Here is a 17,910-nt window from a genome sequence, read left to right as displayed (position 1 = left end):
CGATAGCGGTGTATCAGCCAGCCTATCTGTAGCTGACCCACCGCAATCGGGGCCAAGCCCCCTCCCACATTTGCTATGCGGTGTTACTTGAAACCGAGTTGGCGCCAGCCTTCGTAGACGGCGACGGCAACGGTGTTGGACAGGTTCAGGCTGCGGCAGCCCTCGCGCATCGGCAAGCGCAGGCGGTGGCCATCAGGCAGGGCGTCGAGCACGTCGGCCGGCAGACCGCGGCTCTCCGGGCCAAACAGAAACGCGTCGCCCTCGGCAAAGCTGACATCATGAAACGGTCGCGAGCCCTTGGTGGTGAACGCGAACACACGTGGCTGGCCCAGGCTTTCCAGGCAGCTGGCCAGGTCGGCATGGCGCTGGAGGGTGGCGTACTCGTGGTAATCCAGCCCGGCGCGGCGCAGGCGTTTATCGTCCATGTCGAAGCCCAGCGGTTCGATCAAATGCAGGTGGCAGCCACTGTTGGCGCACAGCCTGATAACGTTGCCGGTATTCGGCGGAATTTCTGGTTGAAAAAGGATGACGTGAAACATGCACGGCTCCGAAGGCAAAGATGCGCTGCATTCTACCCCTGAAGACGATCCAAGGCCGAAGCTATTGCCCAGAGTACTCGGCTCGCTGGCGATTGTCGGCCTGATGGTGGGCTTGATGATTGGGCGCCTGACCACCCCGGAACCGGTCGAACTGCAACAGATAGAACCTGTGGCGGACGGTCTGCTGGTGTGGTTCAACCGCGAGCCCAAGCTGCACGGCGAACATATCGACGGCGCCGTGGCGCTGTTGTTCGACGCACAGGGCAAGGCTGCCAATGGGCAACTGAAGGTCAATGACAAGGACGTGAACTGGCGCGTGCGCAAGACCGACGGCGGTTTGCTGCTCAACCTGGTGGCGGCGCGGCCATTGCGTGGGGAGTGGAACGGCCAGGAGGTCGATGACCGCTGGCGGCTGGAGATCCTTCTCCAGGAGCAATAAAAGAGGGAGTTCCCGGCCTGCCTGTACCAGGGCTCCCAAAACGGGTGAAGCCAGAGGCTTCGGTGTTAAAGAGGGGATTCTCGGCCTGCCTGTACCAAGGTCCCCGAAACTGGGTAGTACCAGGGTTATTGCAGGGCGCGTGCCAACGTTTGCAATTGGCGCGGTAAATGATTGCAAGAAAGCGCAAAGCCCCGGAATCCGGGGCTTTGGTGGTTTCAGCGTTCAAGAGTTTTTTAGCGATAGCGATCTTTCAGGTCTCAAGTCAGTGCCCAATGCCGGTTCATGGTGCATTGAAGCAGTGCACAACCTTCAAATCTTGTGACGATCCAAATGTGGGAGGGGGCTTGCCCCCGATAGCGGTGTATCAGCCAGCCTATCTGTGGCTGACCCACCGCAATCGGGGGCAAGCCCCCTCCCACATTGGATTTTCAGTGGAGCAGAGAGCGGTGATCAGGCGTCGTCGCTGTCGTCGTCATCTGCGCCATCCACCTTCATCCCCAGCTCCTTGATCTTGCGCGTCAGGGTATTGCGGCCCCAGCCCAGCAGCACGGCGGCATCGCGACGGCGGCCGGCGGTGTGCTTGAGCGCGGTCTCGATCATGATTCGCTCGAACGCCGGCACGGCGCTGTCGAGCAGGTTTGACTGGCCGCGTGCCAGGGCCTGATCGGCCCATTGGCGCAGCGCCTGTTCCCAGTTGGTCACCGGGGCCGAGTCCTGGGGCAGGCTCAACAGCTCCGGCGGCAGGTCGCTGATGTGCACTTCGCGCCCGGACGCCATTACCGTGATCCAGCGGCACGTGTTCTCCAGTTGGCGTACGTTGCCGGGCCATGGCAGGTTCTTCAGGTATTCCTCGGTCTCGCTTTTGAGCAGCTTCGGCTCCACGGCCAGTTCCAGGGCGGCGCGGCTGAGGAAGTGGCGGGCGAGGGTGGGGATGTCTTCGCGGCGGTCCGACATGCGCGGGATGTGGATGCGGATCACGTTGAGGCGGTGGAACAAGTCTTCACGGAACTTGCCGGCGTGCACCAGGGTTTCCAGGTTCTGGTGGGTGGCCGCGATGATGCGTACATCCACCTTGACCGGCGTGTGCCCGCCCACCCGATAGAACTCGCCGTCGGCCAGCACCCGCAGCAGGCGGGTCTGGGTATCGGCCGGCATGTCACCGATTTCATCGAGGAACAGGGTGCCGCCGTCGGCCTGCTCAAAGCGGCCTCGGCGCAGATTGGCCGCGCCGGTGAACGCGCCTTTTTCATGGCCGAACAGCTCGGACTCCATCAAGTCCTTCGGGATCGCCGCCATGTTCAGTGCAATGAACGGCGAGGCTGCCCGAGGGCTGTGACGGTGCAGGGCGTGGGCCACCAGCTCTTTACCGGTGCCCGATTCGCCGTTGATCAGCACGGTGATGTTGGAGTGACTCAAGCGCCCGATGGCGCGAAATACTTCCTGCATCGCCGGCGCTTCACCGATGATTTCCGGGGTGCGGGTCAGGGCCGGCGGGGCTTCCTGGTTCTGTTGCTCCTGGGCGTGCTGGTTGGCGCGCTTGACCAGCGCCACCGCCTCGTCCACATCGAACGGCTTGGGCAGGTACTCAAAGGCGCCGCCCTGGTAGGACGCGACAGCGCTGTCCAGGTCCGAGTGCGCGGTCATGATGATCACTGGCAGGCGCGGGTGCTGCTCGCGAATGCGCGCCAGCAAGTCCAGGCCGCTGGCGCCGGGCATGCGGATATCGGAGATGATCACGTCCGGCTGCTGGCGAGCCAGGCGGCTCATCACGCCGTCGGCGCTGTCGAAGCTCTGGGTGGTCATGCCTTCCTGTTGCAAGGCTTTCTCCAGGACCCAGCGGATAGAACGGTCGTCATCGACGATCCAGACAGTTTCACTACGGCTCATGTCGTGGGGGCTCCTTGTTCCAATGGCAGGAAGATCGAGAACGTGGTGTGGCCGGGATGGCTCTCACATTCGATCAGGCCCTGGTGCTGGCTGATGATGTTCTGGGTAATGGCCAGGCCCAGCCCGGTACCGTCCGGGCGGCCGCTGACCATGGGGAAGAAGATGGTTTCCTGCAGTTCGGCCGGAATGCCCGGGCCGTTGTCGATGATCTCGACCTTGGTCACCAGGCGATGGCGTACATGGCCGATGGTGAACTGGCGCAGCGCGCGGGTGCGCAGGCTGATGCGGCCCAGGCGCAACTCGTTCTGGCTGCTGATGGCCTGCATGGCGTTGCGCACGATATTGAGTACCGCCTGGATCATTTGCTCGCGGTCGATCAACACGTCGGGAATGCTCGGGTCGTAGTCGCGCACCAGGGTGATGCAGCCCTGGCTTTCGGCGTCGACCAGTTGGCAGACGCGCTCCAGCACTTCGTGCACGTTGGTCATGGCCAGGGACGGCAGCTTGTTGGAGCCGAGCATGCGGTCCACCAGGTTACGCAGGCGGTCGGCCTCTTCGATGATGACGTTGGTGTAATCCTTGAGATGCTCCTCCGGCAGCTCGCGGGCCAGCAACTGCGCCGCGCCGCGAATGCCGCCCAGGGGGTTCTTGATCTCATGGGCCAGGCCGCGCACCAGCATCTTGCTGGTTTCCTGCTTGGACAGCTGCGCCTCTTCCTTGGTGATGCGCAGCAGGCGATCGCGGGGGTGCACTTCGAGCAGCAGCAGGGTGGCGCCATTGCTCAGGATCGGTGTCACCGCGTAGTCGACGGTCAGCGTCTGCCCGGTGAGTGCGGTGAGCATCGCTTCGCGCTTGGTGAACGGGTGCGCCTGCTCCACGGCCTGGCGCAACGAGCTCAGTGCCTCGGCGGACTCGGTGAACAATTCGCTGATGAACTGCCCATGGCTGCGCTGGCCGCTGATGGCCAGGAGCATCTCCGCCGCCGGGTTCATGTACTCAAGGCGCAAGTCGGCATTGAGCAGAATGGTCGCGGTGGTCAGGTTGTCGAGTAACAAACGGTGCAGAGCATCGCTGATGGTCATCGGGACCTCTTTTGGAGCAAGGCGCAGGCTTGAGGCACACGCTGATACAAGGAAAATGCAAAAACCAAACCAAGGCTCCGAAAAGAAGCGTTAAACCCGTGAAATAGGCGGTTCAGGCGCGAAACTGTGGCGTTCTGCCAGTCTGCTCGGGAAGAATCGAACCAAAATGGGCTGGGGCTGCAGTGGGGGTGCAACCTATCGCACCAATATAGTGCGACTTGGGGCGGGCTGTCAGGGATGGATGCGATCCAAATGTGGGAGGGGGCTTGCCCCCGATTGCGGTGGGTCAGCTACAGATATGCTGGCTGAACCACCGCCATCGGGGGCAAGCCCCCTCCCACATTTTTACCGGGTTTGCAGTCATTAACCTTTATAGATGCAGAGTTCGGCGGTGGCGCGGATCATCGCCAGTTGGCGCAGCGGATCGTTCAACGGTTCATGCACCGCCTCGGCCAGCCACTGCGGGCACTGCGGGTCGGTACGCTGCGGGGTGAAGTCGGCCAGTTGTTGCAGCAGGCGTTTTTGCAGTTCATCCAGCCGCGGGCGAATCTGCTTGACCAGGTCCGGGCGCGGATCGTCCGGCGCCTTGCCCTGGAACTGCCAGTCGGACAGGTGGGTGTATTGCACCAGTTTGTTCGCCTCGATCTGCGCTGAGAAAAACTGCTCGGCGGCGGCGGGGTGCAGTTTGTAGCTCGGGGCTTGGGCGACGACACTGGCGATCACTTCCTGCTCGCGTTTTTTGTCTTCAACGGGCTTGTGGCTGTCCCATTTGCTCAAGGCCACCTGGTCGGCGATTTCCAGGCGTTCGGCGATGCTGTTGAGCAACGGCTCAAGCGTGGGCGGTGCGGCGCTGGCGGTGACGCTGACAAATAACAGAGCGAACACAAATCGACGTTTCAAAGGAAATCCCCTGTAGGAGCGAGCTTGCTCGCGAAGGTCGTTAACGATAACGCGTAAATGTTGAAGAAATGTGGTGTCCTGGCGTTTTTCGCGAGCAAGCTCGCTCCTACAGTGGCTGCGTAGGGCGTCAGGCGCAGGCTACCTTGGCTTGCGCGGTTGCCTACAGGTGAGCCAGAATCCGCCGGCTTGTACGGCTGGCTTGTCGTCTCTAAGGTTACTCGGTCGCTGCTCATCAGCGATCAGGTTTAGTAGCCTGGATTTGAATTGTAGGTCGTGCAGTCTCCATGCTTGATGGCGGTTGTGCGCAGGGCATCTTCGGATGCGCCGGGCTTCTACATTCACCGGTCTACTAACCTGCGCACAGCTGCCTCCATTTCGTTTAGTAGCGAAATGAAAGCGGCCTCATTTGAGGAATGTAGACAATGTTCAAACCAACCCCAAATCCACCCCCATCCGTCTTCACCATTGCCGCCGATATCGACGACGAAGCCTTGATGATCAACAGCTTCGAAACCTTCTCCTCGGTCAGTACCTTGTTGCTGGACCTTTGCGAAGACCTGGATGGCAAGCACCGCGATATCGCACTGGCCATTCACCAATTGAGCGCCATGGGGACGCTGATGGTCAGCCGTATACTCGACCGCCAAGCGGCCATCTGACAATCCACAGGCAAAAAAAGACCTCCCGAAGGAGGTCTTTATCATCACGCTACGTCAAGCAGCGCTACCGGATCAGCAGCTGTAGTACAGCTCGTATTCCAGTGGGTGTACGAAGGTGCGAACCTTGATTTCTTCTTCGCTTTTGAGCTCGATGTAGGCATCGATGAAGTCGTCGCTGAACACGCCGCCCTTGGTCAGGAACGCACGGCCCTTGTCCAGCTCTTCCAGGGCTTCTTTCAGGCTGCCGCACACTTGTGGGATCTCTTTGGCCTCTTCAGGCGGCAGGTCGTACAAGTTTTTGTCGGCGGCGTCGCCAGGGTGGATCTTGTTCTGGATACCGTCCAGGCCGGCCATGACCAGCGCAGCGAAGGCCAGGTACGGGTTGGCTGCCGGGTCCGGGAAGCGGGCTTCGATACGGCGAGCGCGCGGGCTGGACACGTAAGGAATACGGATCGAGGCGGAACGGTTACGGGCCGAGTAGGCCAGCATTACCGGCGCTTCGAAACCTGGGACCAGACGCTTGTAGGAGTTGGTCGACGGGTTGGTGAAGCCGTTCAGGGCCTTACCGTGCTTGATGATGCCGCCGATGAAGTACAGGGCGGTGTCGGACAGGCCGGCATAACCTTCGCCGGCGAAGGTGTTCTTGCCTTCTTTGGCGATGGACAGGTGAACGTGCATACCCGAACCGTTATCGCCGTACAGCGGCTTGGGCATGAAGGTAGCGGTACGGCCGTAGGCATCCGCCACGTTGTGTACGCAGTACTTCAGGGTCTGGACTTCGTCAGCCTTGGCGACCAGGGTGTTGAACTTCACACCGATTTCGTTCTGGCCGGCAGTCGCTACTTCGTGGTGGTGAACTTCGATGACCAGGCCCATCTCTTCCATGGCGTTGCACATGGAGGTACGGATTTCGTGGTCGTGGTCGAACGGCGGAACCGGGAAGTAACCACCTTTGACGCCTGGACGGTGGCCTTTGTTGCCGCCTTCGATGTCCTGGTCGGACATCCACGAACCTTGTTCGGAGAAGATTTTGAACATGGAGCCGGAGATGTCGGACTTGAACTTGACCGAATCAAAGATGAAGAATTCTGGCTCCGGGCCCACGAATACGGTGTCGCCGATACCGGTCGACTTCAGGTATTCCTCGGCACGCTTGGCGATCGCACGTGGGTCGCGGTCGTAGCCTTGCATGGTCGAAGGCTCGATCACGTCGCAGACGATGATCAGGGTTGGGTCTTCGGTGAACGGGTCGAGGACGGCCGTGCTGTCGTCCGGCATCAGGATCATGTCGGAGGCTTCGATGCCTTTCCAGCCGGCGATGGAGGAACCGTCGAACATCTTGCCTTCTTCGAAGAAAGCATCATCCAGCGCGTCGCGAGCCGGCATGGTCACGTGGTGCTGAGTACCTTTGGTGTCCGTGAAGCGCAGATCAATCCATTTAACGTCATGATCTTTGATGAGTTGAACCGACTTCGACATGGTGTCCTCCGGGTGGCTTCGGGCTTGGTAGTGGAGTTAGCCCTTAGAATTTGGGTGATGCCGGCGCGGATACTCCGCCAAGGCAACCTGCCTCACAAGAGAGCAAATTGCATGCCAGTGCGCCAACATGGTCTTTTTGCTTCAAAATGGCCCCTATAACGGTGCAAACGGCCAATGGGCGATAAATGACGCACCGCAATGTAGCGTTATTGGGTGCAAATGACCTGTTTTGGTGCGCTGCACATGCGATGCATATTAACTGGTTAAACCTTGAGCGATTTCCGCTATAATCCGCGCCCCCCTTTTTCAGCAGGCCCGGCGCGCGCTGTTTCCATGAAATTAATCGTAAAAGTCTTCCCCGAGATCACCATCAAGAGCCGACCGGTACGGATGCGTTTCATCCGTCAGTTGGCCAAGAACATCCGTGCCGTGCTCCGCGATCTGGACCCGGCTGTGGTGGTGAACGGCGTGTGGGACAATCTCGAGCTGGAAACCCGCCTGACCGACGCCAAAGCCTTGAAGGACATGACCGAGCGCCTGAGCTGCATGCCGGGTATCGCGCATTTCCTGCAGGTAGATGAGTACGCGCTGGGCGACTTCGATGACATCACCGAAAAATGCAAATTGCACTTCGGCGACAGCCTGGAAGGCAAGATTTTTTCGGTGCGTTGCAAGCGCGCCGGCAAGCATCCGTTCAGCTCCATGGATGTGGAGAAATACGTCGGCAGCAAGCTGCGTCGCGAGTGCGGCGCCGCCGGAATTTCCCTGAAAGCACCGCAAATTGAAGTGCGCATGGAAATTCGCGACCAACGGTTGTTTGTGATCCACAGCCAGCACGACAGCATCGGCGGCTACCCGCTGGGCGCCCTGGAACAGACCCTGGTGTTGATGTCCGGCGGTTTCGATTCCACGGTCGCGGCCTACCAGATCATGCGGCGCGGCCTGATGAGTCACTTCTGCTTCTTTAACCTGGGCGGTCGTGCACACGAATTGGGCGTGATGGAAGTGGCGCACTTTATCTGGAAGAAATACGGCAGCTCCCAGCGCGTGCTATTTGTAAGCGTACCTTTCGAGGAAGTGCTGGGCGAAATTCTCGGCAAAGTCGATAACAGTCATATGGGCGTAGTTTTGAAGCGTATGATGTTGCGCGCCGCGTCCCGGATCGCCGACCAGTTGCAGATCGATGCGCTGGTGACCGGTGAAGCGATCTCCCAGGTATCCAGCCAGACGTTGCCGAACCTGTCGCTGATCGACTGCGTGACCGAGAAGCTGGTGCTGCGCCCGCTGATCGCCAGCCACAAGCAGGACATCATCGACCTGGCAGAACAAATCGGCACCGCCGACTTTGCCAAGCATATGCCCGAGTATTGCGGGGTCATTTCGGTGAACCCCAAGACCCACGCCAAGCGCAACCGCGTGGAGTATGAAGAACAACAGTTCGACATGGCGATTCTGGAGCGTGCGCTCGAGAACGCCAAACTGGTCCCGATCGATCGCGTCATCGACGAGCTGGGCCAGGATGTGCAGATCGAAGAAGTCAGCGAAGCCCTGGCCGGCCAGATCATCGTCGACATCCGTCACCCGGATGCCGCCGAAGACGAGCCCCTGGAGATTCCTGGCATCGACGTACAAACGCTGCCGTTTTATGCATTGAACGCGCGTTTCAAGGAACTGGATGACAGCCGTCAGTACCTGCTGTATTGCGACAAAGGCGTGATGAGTCGCCTGCATGCCCACCATTTGCTCAGTGAGGGGCATGCCAATGTGCGCGTTTATCGACCGAGCTAAGAGCCCGGGGCTGTTTGCCTGTGGCCTGCGTCACCGGCCCCCCGACTCTGCCGTCAAGCTGTAACGGCAAGGCCTGACTCTACTGTTAATCGCTGCCACGACCTGTCAGCACACCGAATCCTCTGATCGAGATACACAAGTGATCGAAAATCTACGTAACATCGCCATCATTGCTCACGTTGACCATGGTAAAACCACCCTGGTAGACAAACTCCTGCGTCAATCCGGCACCCTGGAGCGCAACGAGCTCAACGACGAGCGCGTGATGGACTCCAACGACCAGGAAAAAGAGCGCGGTATTACCATCCTGGCAAAAAACACCGCTATCAACTGGAACGGCTACCACATCAACATCGTGGACACCCCGGGCCACGCCGACTTCGGCGGCGAAGTAGAACGCGTAATGTCGATGGTTGACTCCGTTCTGCTGCTGGTTGACGCTCAAGACGGCCCTATGCCGCAAACCCGTTTCGTGACCAAGAAGGCGTTCGAAGCCGGCCTGCGTCCGATCGTGTGCATCAACAAGGTTGACCGTCCAGGCGCGCGTCCGGACTGGGTTCTGGATCAGATCTTCGACCTGTTCGACAACCTCGGCGCTACCGAAGAGCAACTGGATTTCCAGGTTATCTACGCCTCGGCCCTGAACGGCATTGCCGGTCTGGAACACACCGCCATGGCCGAAGACATGACCCCGCTGTACCAGGCCATCGTTGACCACGTTCCACCACCGAAGGTTGACCGTGAAGGTCCGTTCCAGATGCAAATCTCGGCACTGGACTACAACAGCTTCCTGGGTGTTATCGGCGTTGGCCGTATCGCGCGTGGCAGCGTCAAGCCGAACACCCCGGTTGTCGCTATCGGCGCCGACGGCAAGAAGCGTAACGGTCGTATCCTGAAGCTGATGGGTCACCACGGCCTGCACCGCATCGACGTTGAAGAAGCCTTCGCCGGCGACATCGTGTGCGTCAGCGGTATGGACTCGCTGTTCATCTCCGACACCCTGTGCCAGCCGGACACCGTCGAGGCGATGAAGCCTCTGACCGTTGACGAGCCAACCGTTTCCATGACCTTCCAGGTGAACGACTCGCCGTTCTGCGGTAAGGAAGGCAAGTTCGTGACCTCCCGTAACATCAAGGAGCGTCTGGACAAAGAGCTGCTGTACAACGTTGCACTGCGCGTTGAAGAAGGCGACTCGGCCGACAAGTTCAAGGTCTCCGGCCGTGGTGAGCTGCACCTCTCGGTACTGATCGAAACCATGCGTCGCGAAGGCTTCGAAATGGGTGTTGGTCGTCCGGAAGTGATCATCCGTCAGGTTGACGGCGTGAAGCAGGAACCGTTCGAAAACGTCACCATCGACACCCCTGAAGAATCCCAGGGCAAGGTCATGGAAGAGATGGGCCTGCGTAAGGGCGACCTGACCAACATGGTGCCGGATGGCAAGGGCCGTGTACGTCTGGAATACAACATCCCTGCTCGCGGTCTGATCGGTTTCCGTAACCAGTTCCTGACCCTGACCAACGGTGCTGGCATCCTGACCTCGATCTTCGATCGCTACGACACCATGAAGTCCGGCGACATGTCCGGCCGTCAGAACGGTGTTCTGGTATCGGTAGAAACCGGCAAGGCGCTGACCTACTCCCTGGAAACCCTCCAGGCACGTGGCAAGCTGTTCGTTGAACACGGTCAAGAGATCTACAACGGTCAGATCGTTGGTCTGAACAGCCGTGACAACGACATGGGCGTCAACCCAACCAAAGGCAAGAAGCTCGACAACATGCGTGCTTCGGGCAAAGACGAAACCATCGCGCTGGTTCCACCTGTTCGCTTCACCCTGGAACAGGCCCTGGAATTCATCCAGGACGACGAGCTGTGCGAAGTCACGCCTAAGTCGATCCGCCTGCGTAAGAAGATCCTGGACGAAGGCGAGCGTACCCGCGCTGCCAAGAAAGCCAAGAACTGAGTTAACTCAGGCTGAATGAAAAACGCCCCCGGTCGAAAGGCCGGGGGCGTTTTTTTATGCCTGCTGTTTGTGTGGTGTCTGTACTGGCCCTATCGGGGGCAAGCCCCCTCCCACACTTGAATGTGTTCACAGATCAAAATGTGGGAGGGGGCTTGCCCCCGATGAGGCCCTTGAGAGCCCCACAAACCCCGGATCAGAACTTATCGAGGGTCTTGAACTTGGTCTCGCGCACCACTTCTTTCGGCTTGTACGCGCAATACCCAGGCCGTGGCCCGATCTTGGGGTGATTGCGGCAGGTATCCGGGCGCTTGTCATAAATAGTGCAGAAGCGCGTCTTACGATCCAGGTACAGGCAATCATTGTTGCTCATGCGCTGCAGGGTAAAAATCTCGGATTTATTGTTGTAACGCTCGACGATGCCTTCCTTCTGCAAACGCTTGGCGATGTTATTCGGCGGGTCGCCGCGCTCGAACTCATCGACGATGCCGATGCGGATCAGGTCCTTGATCTTCACTTCGACCGGCAGCGTGCAGCAGCTGGACACGCAGCCGCCGCACATGTGGGCGGAATATTTCTGCCAGGTCTCGAGACGGTCGAGTTCCGCGGCGGCGATCAGTTGAGGCTTCATCGGGGTTCCAAAAGGTGGGGCTGTATCCGGGCGCGCGATCATACCGGGATTGGTGGTTTTTTGAACAATCTTTTCAGGGTTTCTGCGCGAACGGCGATCGGGCACGACCTCTGCATCAAATTCACGCAACCGTGAATGAGTTAAAAAATTGACGAACCAGAGCGTCTACCGTCTGTCAGACCGTCTAGGCTCTAGCAACTCCTTCTATCTCGCCCGAGGTCGCAATTGATGTCTCAGGAACCACTTGCACGAGAAGCAGAGGTAGCCGCATTTCGCGATGCCGTCTTGACCAAACTCACCTACGCGGTGGGCAAGGACCCGGACCACGCCTTCGACCATGACTGGTTCGAGGCCATTGCCCTGGCCGCACGCGACCAGATGGTCGACCACTGGATGGACCACACGCGGCGCATCTACCGCAAAGGCCAGAAGCGCGTGTATTACCTCTCGCTGGAATTTCTTATCGGCCGCCTGCTCTACGACAGCCTGAGCAACCTTGGCGTGTTGGAGATCGCTCGCGAAGCCCTGTCCGAGCTTGGCGTCGACCTTGAGCGCATCCGCCTGCTCGAACCCGACGCGGCGCTTGGCAACGGTGGCCTGGGCCGCCTGGCGGCGTGCTTCATGGAAAGTATGTCGACCCTGGGCATTGCCGGTCACGGTTATGGCATTCGTTACGAGCACGGCTTGTTCCGCCAGGCAATTGTCGATGGCTGGCAGCAGGAGCAGACCGAACGCTGGCTGGATTTCGGCAACCCGTGGGAGTTCGAACGCGCCGAAGTGATCTACCCGATCGGTTTCGGCGGCAGCGTGGAAACCCTGGCGGACGCGTCCGGCAAGATGATTCAGGTGTGGTCGCCCAGCGAAACCGTACGCGCAGTGGCCTATGACACCCCGGTAGTCGGCTGGCGTGGCGCCAGCGTCAACACACTGCGCCTGTGGCGTGCCCGCGCGGTGGAAGACCTGCACCTGGAACGCTTCAACGCCGGTGACCACTTGGGCGCCGTGGCCGAGGTGGCCCGCGCCGAAAGCATCTCCCGCGTGCTTTACCCGGCCGACAGCACCGAAGCGGGGCAGGAGCTGCGCCTGCGTCAGGAATACTTCTTCGTGTCCGCCTCGTTGCAAGACTTGCTGCGCCGCCACAAGAACATGCACGGCACGGTGCTGAGCCTGGGCGAACACGCGGCCATCCAGCTCAACGACACCCACCCGTCCATCGCCGTGGCCGAGTTGATGCGCCAATTGGTCGACCTGCACGACATCCCGTGGGAGGCCGCGTGGGACGTCACCGTCGAAACGCTTTCCTACACCAACCACACCTTGTTGCCCGAGGCGTTGGAAACATGGCCTGTCGGCTTGATGGAACGCATGCTGCCGCGGCACATGCAGATCATCTACCTGATCAACGCCCGGCACATCGACTCGCTGCGCGCCAAAGGCATTCATGACTTCGACGTGCTGCGCGCGGTGTCATTGATTGAAGAGGACAACGGCCGTCGGGTACGCATGGGCAACCTGGCGTTCCTCGGTTCCCACAGTGTCAACGGTGTGTCCGGGCTGCACACTCAACTGATGCGCAGCACGGTGTTTTCCGAGCTGCATAAGCTCTACCCGGAGCGCATCAACAACAAAACCAACGGCATCACCTTCCGTCGCTGGCTGTACCAGGCTAATCCCAAGCTCACGTCGATGCTGGTGGACGCGCTGGGCCCGGACATTCTCGACACCATGGAAACGCGCCTGGGCGAGCTGGAAACCTTCGCCGAGAAGCAGACCTTCCGCAAAGCCTTCGCCGACCAACGCCTGCACAGCAAGCGCGCGCTGGCCGACATCATCCATGAGCGCCTGGGTATTTCGGTGAACCCGGCGGCAATGTTCGACGTGCAGGTCAAGCGGATTCACGAATACAAGCGTCAGTTGCTCAACCTGCTGCACACCGTGGCGCTGTACCAGGCGATCCGCGCCGAGCCGGAAGTCGATTGGGTGCCGCGGGTGAAAATCTTCGCCGGCAAGGCGGCGGCGAGTTATCACCAGGCCAAGCTGATCATCAAGCTGACCAACGACATCGCCCGCACCGTCAACAACGACCCGACCGTGCGCGACCTGCTCAAGGTGGTGTTCCTGCCCAACTACAACGTCAGCCTGGCGGAAAGCATCATTCCGGCGGCGGATTTGTCGGAGCAGATTTCCACCGCCGGTTTCGAGGCGTCGGGTACCAGCAACATGAAGTTCGGCCTCAACGGTGCGCTGACCATCGGCACCATGGACGGCGCCAACGTGGAGATGCACGAGCGCGTGGGCGCCGAGCACATGTTCATCTTTGGTCTCAGTGCCCAGCAGGTAGAAGCCCGCAAGCATGCCGGCGAATTCAATGCAGGGCCCGATATTGCCGCGTCCCATCGGTTGAGCGATGTGCTGCAAGCGATCCGTGGCGGGGTGTTCTCGCCGGATGATCCGGGCCGGTATGTGGGGTTGATCGACGGGCTGATCGACTACGACCGCTTCCTGGTGTGTGCCGACTTCGACTCCTACTGGGACGCCCAGGCGCGGGTCGAAGCGCATTGGCACGACTCCAAGGCCTGGTGGCGCTCGGCGGTGTTGAACACGGCGCGGATGGGCTGGTTCAGCTCGGACCGTACCATCCGCGAATACGCCACCGAAATCTGGAAAGCCCTCGACTAGCCAGCGCAATACAACATGTGGGAGGGGGCTTGCCCCCGATTGCGCAGTGTCAGTTTACACAGGTGTCGACTGGCACACCGCTATCGGGGGCAAGCCCCCTCCCACATTGGGTTCTGCGTAAATACAGCGCGGCCCGTTGCGCCAAGCCGTGAACTCTATTGGCGTTAAATCCTCTGATTAGAGGAAATACGCCCCGACTCGCGTTAAACTGCGCGGGTTTTCAGCCCCCCATTCTCCGGAGCCTTCCATGTCCCGCGTTACCTTGAGTCGCTATTTGATCGAGCAGACCCGCAGCAACAACACGCCTGCCGATCTGCGCTTCCTTATCGAAGTGGTGGCGCGTGCCTGTAAGGAAATCAGCCACGCCGTGTCCAAAGGCGCACTGGGTGGTGTCCTGGGCAGCATGGGCACTGAAAACGTGCAGGGCGAAGTGCAGAAGAAGCTCGACGTCATCTCCAACGAGATCCTGCTCGAAGCCAACGAATGGGGCGGTCACCTGGCCGGCATGGCGTCCGAAGAAATGGACAATGCCTACCAGATCCCGGGTAAATATCCTAAAGGCGCGTACCTGCTGGTATTCGACCCACTGGACGGCTCGTCCAACATCGACATCAACGCCCCGGTCGGCACCATCTTCTCGGTACTGCGTTGCCCGAACGAATACCTGAGCCAGAACGAAGCCCTGAACGAAAAGGCCTTCCTGCAGCCCGGCACTGAGCAGGTCGCCGCCGGTTACGCGATCTACGGCCCGCAGACCATGCTGGTCCTGACCCTGGGCGATGGCGTCAAGGGCTTCACCCTGGACCGCGAAATGGGCAGCTTCGTACTCACCCACGAAGATATCTCCATTCCTGCCTCCACCCAGGAATTCGCGATCAACATGTCCAACCAGCGTCACTGGGAAGAGCCGGTGAAACGCTATGTCAACGAATTGATGGAAGGCGAAGAAGGCCCGTTGAAGAAAAACTTCAACATGCGCTGGGTCGCGGCCATGGTGGCCGACGTGCACCGCATCCTGACCCGTGGCGGCCTGTTCATGTACCCACGTGACAGCCGCGAGCCTTCCAAGCCGGGCAAGCTGCGCCTGATGTACGAAGCCAACCCGATGTCGTTCCTGGTTGAGCAGGCGGGCGGTGCGTCCACTGACGGCCACCAGCGCATCCTCGACATCCAGCCCGAAGGCCTGCACCAGCGGGTGGCGGTGTTCCTGGGTTCGAAGGAAGAAGTTGAGCGTGTGACGGCTTATCACAAGTAGGCGCGAGCTTGCTCGCGAAAAGCTGACAGGCAACGCGGGCATCCAGACAGCCCGCGTTATCATTAACGTTCTTCTTGAAAAAGCCCCGAAACGTTTCAGCGTTTTCGGGGCTTTTTTGTTTTCGTTCGTCGGGAACCAGACACCTCTTTTCCCTTCTAAGCTTCTGGCAGATACCCCAGCTGCTTTGTCTCTCCAGGAGCTTTTTCCATGTCTTTACGCCGTCTCGCCCTGCTGGCTTTTTGCGTGCTGTTGGCCGCTTGCAGCAAGGTCAACCAAGAAAATTACCAGAAGCTGTCGGCCGGCATGGCCAAGGCCGAGGTGGAGTCGTTGCTGGGCAAGCCGACCGATTGTTCCGGCGCACTGGGCATGTCCAGTTGCACCTGGGGCGATAAAAACAGCTTTATCAGCGTGCAGTATGCCGGTGACAAGGTTCTGATGTTTTCCGGGCAAGGCCTGAAGTAAACCGGGGCGCGAGCCTACGGGAGAAGAAGAATGATGCGTTTTGTTGTGTTCCTTTGCGCCAGCCTGTTTTTGGCGGGCTGTGCCAGCCATTCTGGCGATGATCTGCAACCCAAGACCGCGAGTCACGTCAATCTCAAGCGTTACCAGGGCACCTGGTATGAGCTGGCCCGCTTGCCAATGTACTTCCAGCGCAACTGTGCGCAGTCCGAAGCGCGCTACACCTTGCTGCCCGATGGCGACATGTCGGTGTTCAACCGCTGCCTGACGCCTGAATGGAAATGGCAGGAAGCCAAAGGCACGGCCACGCCGCAGGTGCCGGGCAAGACCGACAAGCTCTGGGTGGAATTCGACAACTGGTTTACGTCGTTACTGCCCGGCGTCGCCAAGGGCGATTACTGGGTGCTGTATGTCAGCGATGACTACAAGACGGCCATCGTCGGCAGCCCTAGCCGGCGTTACATGTGGATCCTGTCGCGTACGCCGACGGTGAGCGCCGAAACTCGTGAAGACCTGCTGAGCAGGGCGCGGCAGCAGGGGTATGACACGACGCGGTTGATCTTCCGTACTCCAGATAAGCAGATGGCGAAGAGTTCGCAGTAATCAAAATGTGGGAGGGGGCTTGCCCCCTCCCACATTGGTTAGATGGTGGCCTTTAGCTCAACAAATCCCTCAAGACCTGGGTGAATGCCCGGCTGCTGTCTTCTTCGCCAGCATGATGCCCATCGCGCACCACCCACTGGCCGTTGACCAGCACATCACGTACCTGCCGATCACCACCGGCAAACAGCCAGCGATTGAGAATCCCGTCCTCACTGGCCGTGGCCAGGTACGGATCGTTACCGTCCAGCACGATCCAGTCCGCACGCTTGCCCACCTCCAGGCGGCCAACCGGCTGCCCCAGCGCTTGGGCGCCACCGTCCAGTGCCGCATCGAACAGCGTGCGGCCCACCATCGGCTGGTCGTCGCGATACAGACGATTGCGCCGTTGATCGCGCAGGCGCTGGCCGTATTCCAGCCAGCGCAATTCTTCCACCACGCTCAGTGATACATGGCTGTCGGAGCCGATACCCATGCGGCCGCCCTGGGCCAGAAAATCCACTGCCGGGAAAATGCCATCGCCCAGGTTGGCTTCGGTGGTCAGGCACAAACCGGCAATCGCCCGGCTCCTGGCCATGCGCGTCACTTCGTCGGAGTCGGCATGAGTGGCATGAACCAGGCACCAGCGTTCATTCACGTCGACATTGTCATACAGCCACTGCAATGGGCGTTTGCCGCTCCAGGCCAGGCAGTCGTCGACTTCCTTTTGCTGTTCGGCAATGTGGATGTGCACCGGACAAGCCGTGTCGCTGGCGGCCAGCACTTGCTTGATCTGTTCGGGCGTGACTGCCCGCAGGGAGTGGAAACACAGGCCCAGGTGCTGCGCAGGCTGCGCGGCGAGTATCGGCTGCAGGCGCGCCTGCAGGTCGAGATAGTGTTCGGTGCTGTTGATAAACCGGCGCTGCCCGTCGTTGGGGGCCTGGCCACCGAACCCCGAATGCGTATAAAGCACCGGCAGCAGGGTCAGGCCGATCCCGCTGCTGGCGGCTGCCTGGCTGATCTGGCGCGACAGCTCTGTGCGGTCGGCATAGGGCTGGCCGCTGACGTCGTGGTGTACATAGTGAAACTCGGCCACCGAGGTGTAGCCGGCCTTGAGCATTTCGATGTACAGCTGCCGGGCGATGATCTGCAACTGGTCCGGGCTGATTTTGCCGACCATGCGGTACATCAGGTCGCGCCAGGTCCAGAAACTGTCGTTCGGATTGCCTGCCACTTCAGCCAGGCCCGCCATGGCGCGCTGGAAGGCGTGGGAATGCAGGTTCGGCATGCCGGCCAGTACCGGCCCCCTGAGCCGCTCGGCGCCGTCTGCCGTGGCATTGGCCTCTACCTTCGTCAGCCGCCCATCGGCGCTGATTTCAAGACGTACATCATTGGCCCATCCATCAGGCAGCAGCGCGCGTTCGGCGAAGAAAGCAGACATGATCAAGTCACCCCGGTCGTGTGTTTATTTGTATATACATATACAGACGTTTGCCTGCTCGGTAAACTCCGGCAATCTATGCATCTTTTTCCCCTGCAAGGATTCCTCGTGCCGACTCCGCCTGCCAAGTCTTCGC

The 17,910-nt window shown here is 59.9% G+C and carries 15 protein-coding genes; 8 read left to right on the top strand and 7 right to left on the bottom strand.

Annotated elements, in window-relative coordinates:
• Positions 1-83: 83 nt before the first annotated feature.
• The gene (locus BFP89_RS12205; protein ID WP_065885753.1) at positions 84-539 is read right to left on the bottom strand and encodes a tRNA (cytidine(34)-2'-O)-methyltransferase; all 456 of its coding nucleotides are present in this window, start codon (positions 537-539) and stop codon (positions 84-86) included.
• Here BFP89_RS12205 and BFP89_RS12200 point away from each other — a divergent pair.
• Positions 538-978 carry a hypothetical protein gene (locus BFP89_RS12200; protein WP_065885752.1) on the top strand — a complete coding sequence of 147 codons (441 nt, stop codon included), beginning with the start codon at positions 538-540 and terminating at the stop codon, positions 976-978. The genes BFP89_RS12205 and BFP89_RS12200 overlap by 2 nt on opposite strands.
• Before the next feature lie 450 nt (positions 979-1,428).
• Here the strand turns inward: BFP89_RS12200 and ntrC are convergent, their stop codons facing one another.
• From ntrC to BFP89_RS12185, 3 genes are all read right to left on the bottom strand, one after another.
• Positions 1,429-2,865 carry a nitrogen regulation protein NR(I) gene (gene ntrC, locus BFP89_RS12195; protein WP_065885751.1) on the bottom strand — a complete coding sequence of 479 codons (1,437 nt, stop codon included), beginning with the start codon at positions 2,863-2,865 and terminating at the stop codon, positions 1,429-1,431.
• The gene (gene glnL, locus BFP89_RS12190) at positions 2,862-3,947 is read right to left on the bottom strand and encodes a nitrogen regulation protein NR(II) (protein WP_057724492.1); all 1,086 of its coding nucleotides are present in this window, start codon (positions 3,945-3,947) and stop codon (positions 2,862-2,864) included. Before glnL ends, ntrC begins: the two co-directional genes overlap by 4 nt.
• Before the next feature lie 363 nt (positions 3,948-4,310).
• Positions 4,311-4,847 (bottom strand): chorismate mutase, encoded by a 537-nt coding sequence (locus BFP89_RS12185; RefSeq protein WP_065885750.1) that lies wholly within the window; start codon positions 4,845-4,847, stop codon positions 4,311-4,313.
• Positions 4,848-5,269: 422 nt separating this feature from the next.
• Between BFP89_RS12185 and BFP89_RS12180 the strand changes: the two genes are divergently transcribed.
• On the top strand, positions 5,270-5,506 hold the full coding sequence (locus BFP89_RS12180; protein ID WP_065885749.1) for a DUF6124 family protein: 237 nt from the start codon (positions 5,270-5,272) through the stop codon (positions 5,504-5,506).
• Positions 5,507-5,578: 72 nt separating this feature from the next.
• On the opposite strand, the gene glnA is transcribed toward BFP89_RS12180, so the two are convergent.
• Positions 5,579-6,985 carry a glutamate--ammonia ligase gene (gene glnA, locus BFP89_RS12175; RefSeq protein ID WP_065885748.1) on the bottom strand — a complete coding sequence of 469 codons (1,407 nt, stop codon included), beginning with the start codon at positions 6,983-6,985 and terminating at the stop codon, positions 5,579-5,581.
• Positions 6,986-7,318: 333 nt separating this feature from the next.
• On the opposite strand from glnA, the gene thiI reads away from it, so the two are divergent.
• Positions 7,319-8,773, top strand: coding sequence for a tRNA uracil 4-sulfurtransferase ThiI (gene thiI / locus BFP89_RS12170; RefSeq protein WP_065885747.1), 1,455 nt, complete (start codon positions 7,319-7,321; stop codon positions 8,771-8,773).
• A gap of 139 nt (positions 8,774-8,912) precedes the next feature.
• Positions 8,913-10,733: a translational GTPase TypA gene (gene typA / locus BFP89_RS12165; protein ID WP_017478180.1), complete on the top strand. Its 1,821-nt coding sequence runs from the start codon at positions 8,913-8,915 to the stop codon at positions 10,731-10,733.
• Between the two features lie 193 nt (positions 10,734-10,926).
• Here typA and BFP89_RS12160 read toward each other — a convergent pair whose 3' ends face one another.
• The gene (locus BFP89_RS12160; protein WP_065885746.1) at positions 10,927-11,361 is read right to left on the bottom strand and encodes a YkgJ family cysteine cluster protein; all 435 of its coding nucleotides are present in this window, start codon (positions 11,359-11,361) and stop codon (positions 10,927-10,929) included.
• A gap of 228 nt (positions 11,362-11,589) precedes the next feature.
• Here BFP89_RS12160 and BFP89_RS12155 point away from each other — a divergent pair, with 228 nt between their 5' ends.
• From BFP89_RS12155 to BFP89_RS12140, 4 genes are all read left to right on the top strand, one after another.
• Positions 11,590-14,040: a glycogen/starch/alpha-glucan phosphorylase gene (locus BFP89_RS12155; RefSeq protein WP_065885745.1), complete on the top strand. Its 2,451-nt coding sequence runs from the start codon at positions 11,590-11,592 to the stop codon at positions 14,038-14,040.
• Between the two features lie 247 nt (positions 14,041-14,287).
• Positions 14,288-15,295 (top strand): class 1 fructose-bisphosphatase, encoded by a 1,008-nt coding sequence (locus BFP89_RS12150; protein ID WP_065885744.1) that lies wholly within the window; start codon positions 14,288-14,290, stop codon positions 15,293-15,295.
• 207 nt (positions 15,296-15,502) lie between these two features.
• Complete coding sequence (locus BFP89_RS12145; protein ID WP_033897714.1) at positions 15,503-15,757, top strand: lipoprotein; 255 nt, start codon at positions 15,503-15,505, stop codon at positions 15,755-15,757.
• 30 nt (positions 15,758-15,787) lie between these two features.
• Positions 15,788-16,357 carry a lipocalin family protein gene (locus tag BFP89_RS12140; RefSeq protein WP_065885743.1) on the top strand — a complete coding sequence of 190 codons (570 nt, stop codon included), beginning with the start codon at positions 15,788-15,790 and terminating at the stop codon, positions 16,355-16,357.
• Between the two features lie 52 nt (positions 16,358-16,409).
• Here the strand turns inward: BFP89_RS12140 and BFP89_RS12135 are convergent, their stop codons facing one another.
• Positions 16,410-17,774: a formimidoylglutamate deiminase gene (locus tag BFP89_RS12135; RefSeq protein WP_065885742.1), complete on the bottom strand. Its 1,365-nt coding sequence runs from the start codon at positions 17,772-17,774 to the stop codon at positions 16,410-16,412.
• Between the last annotated feature and the right edge of the window lie 136 nt (positions 17,775-17,910).

The sequence above is a fragment of the Pseudomonas sp. 31 R 17 genome (assembly GCF_900004915.1).
Lineage (GTDB): Bacteria > Pseudomonadota > Gammaproteobacteria > Pseudomonadales > Pseudomonadaceae > Aquipseudomonas > Aquipseudomonas orientalis_A.
This window is presented reverse-complemented; position numbering and strand designations above follow the sequence as displayed.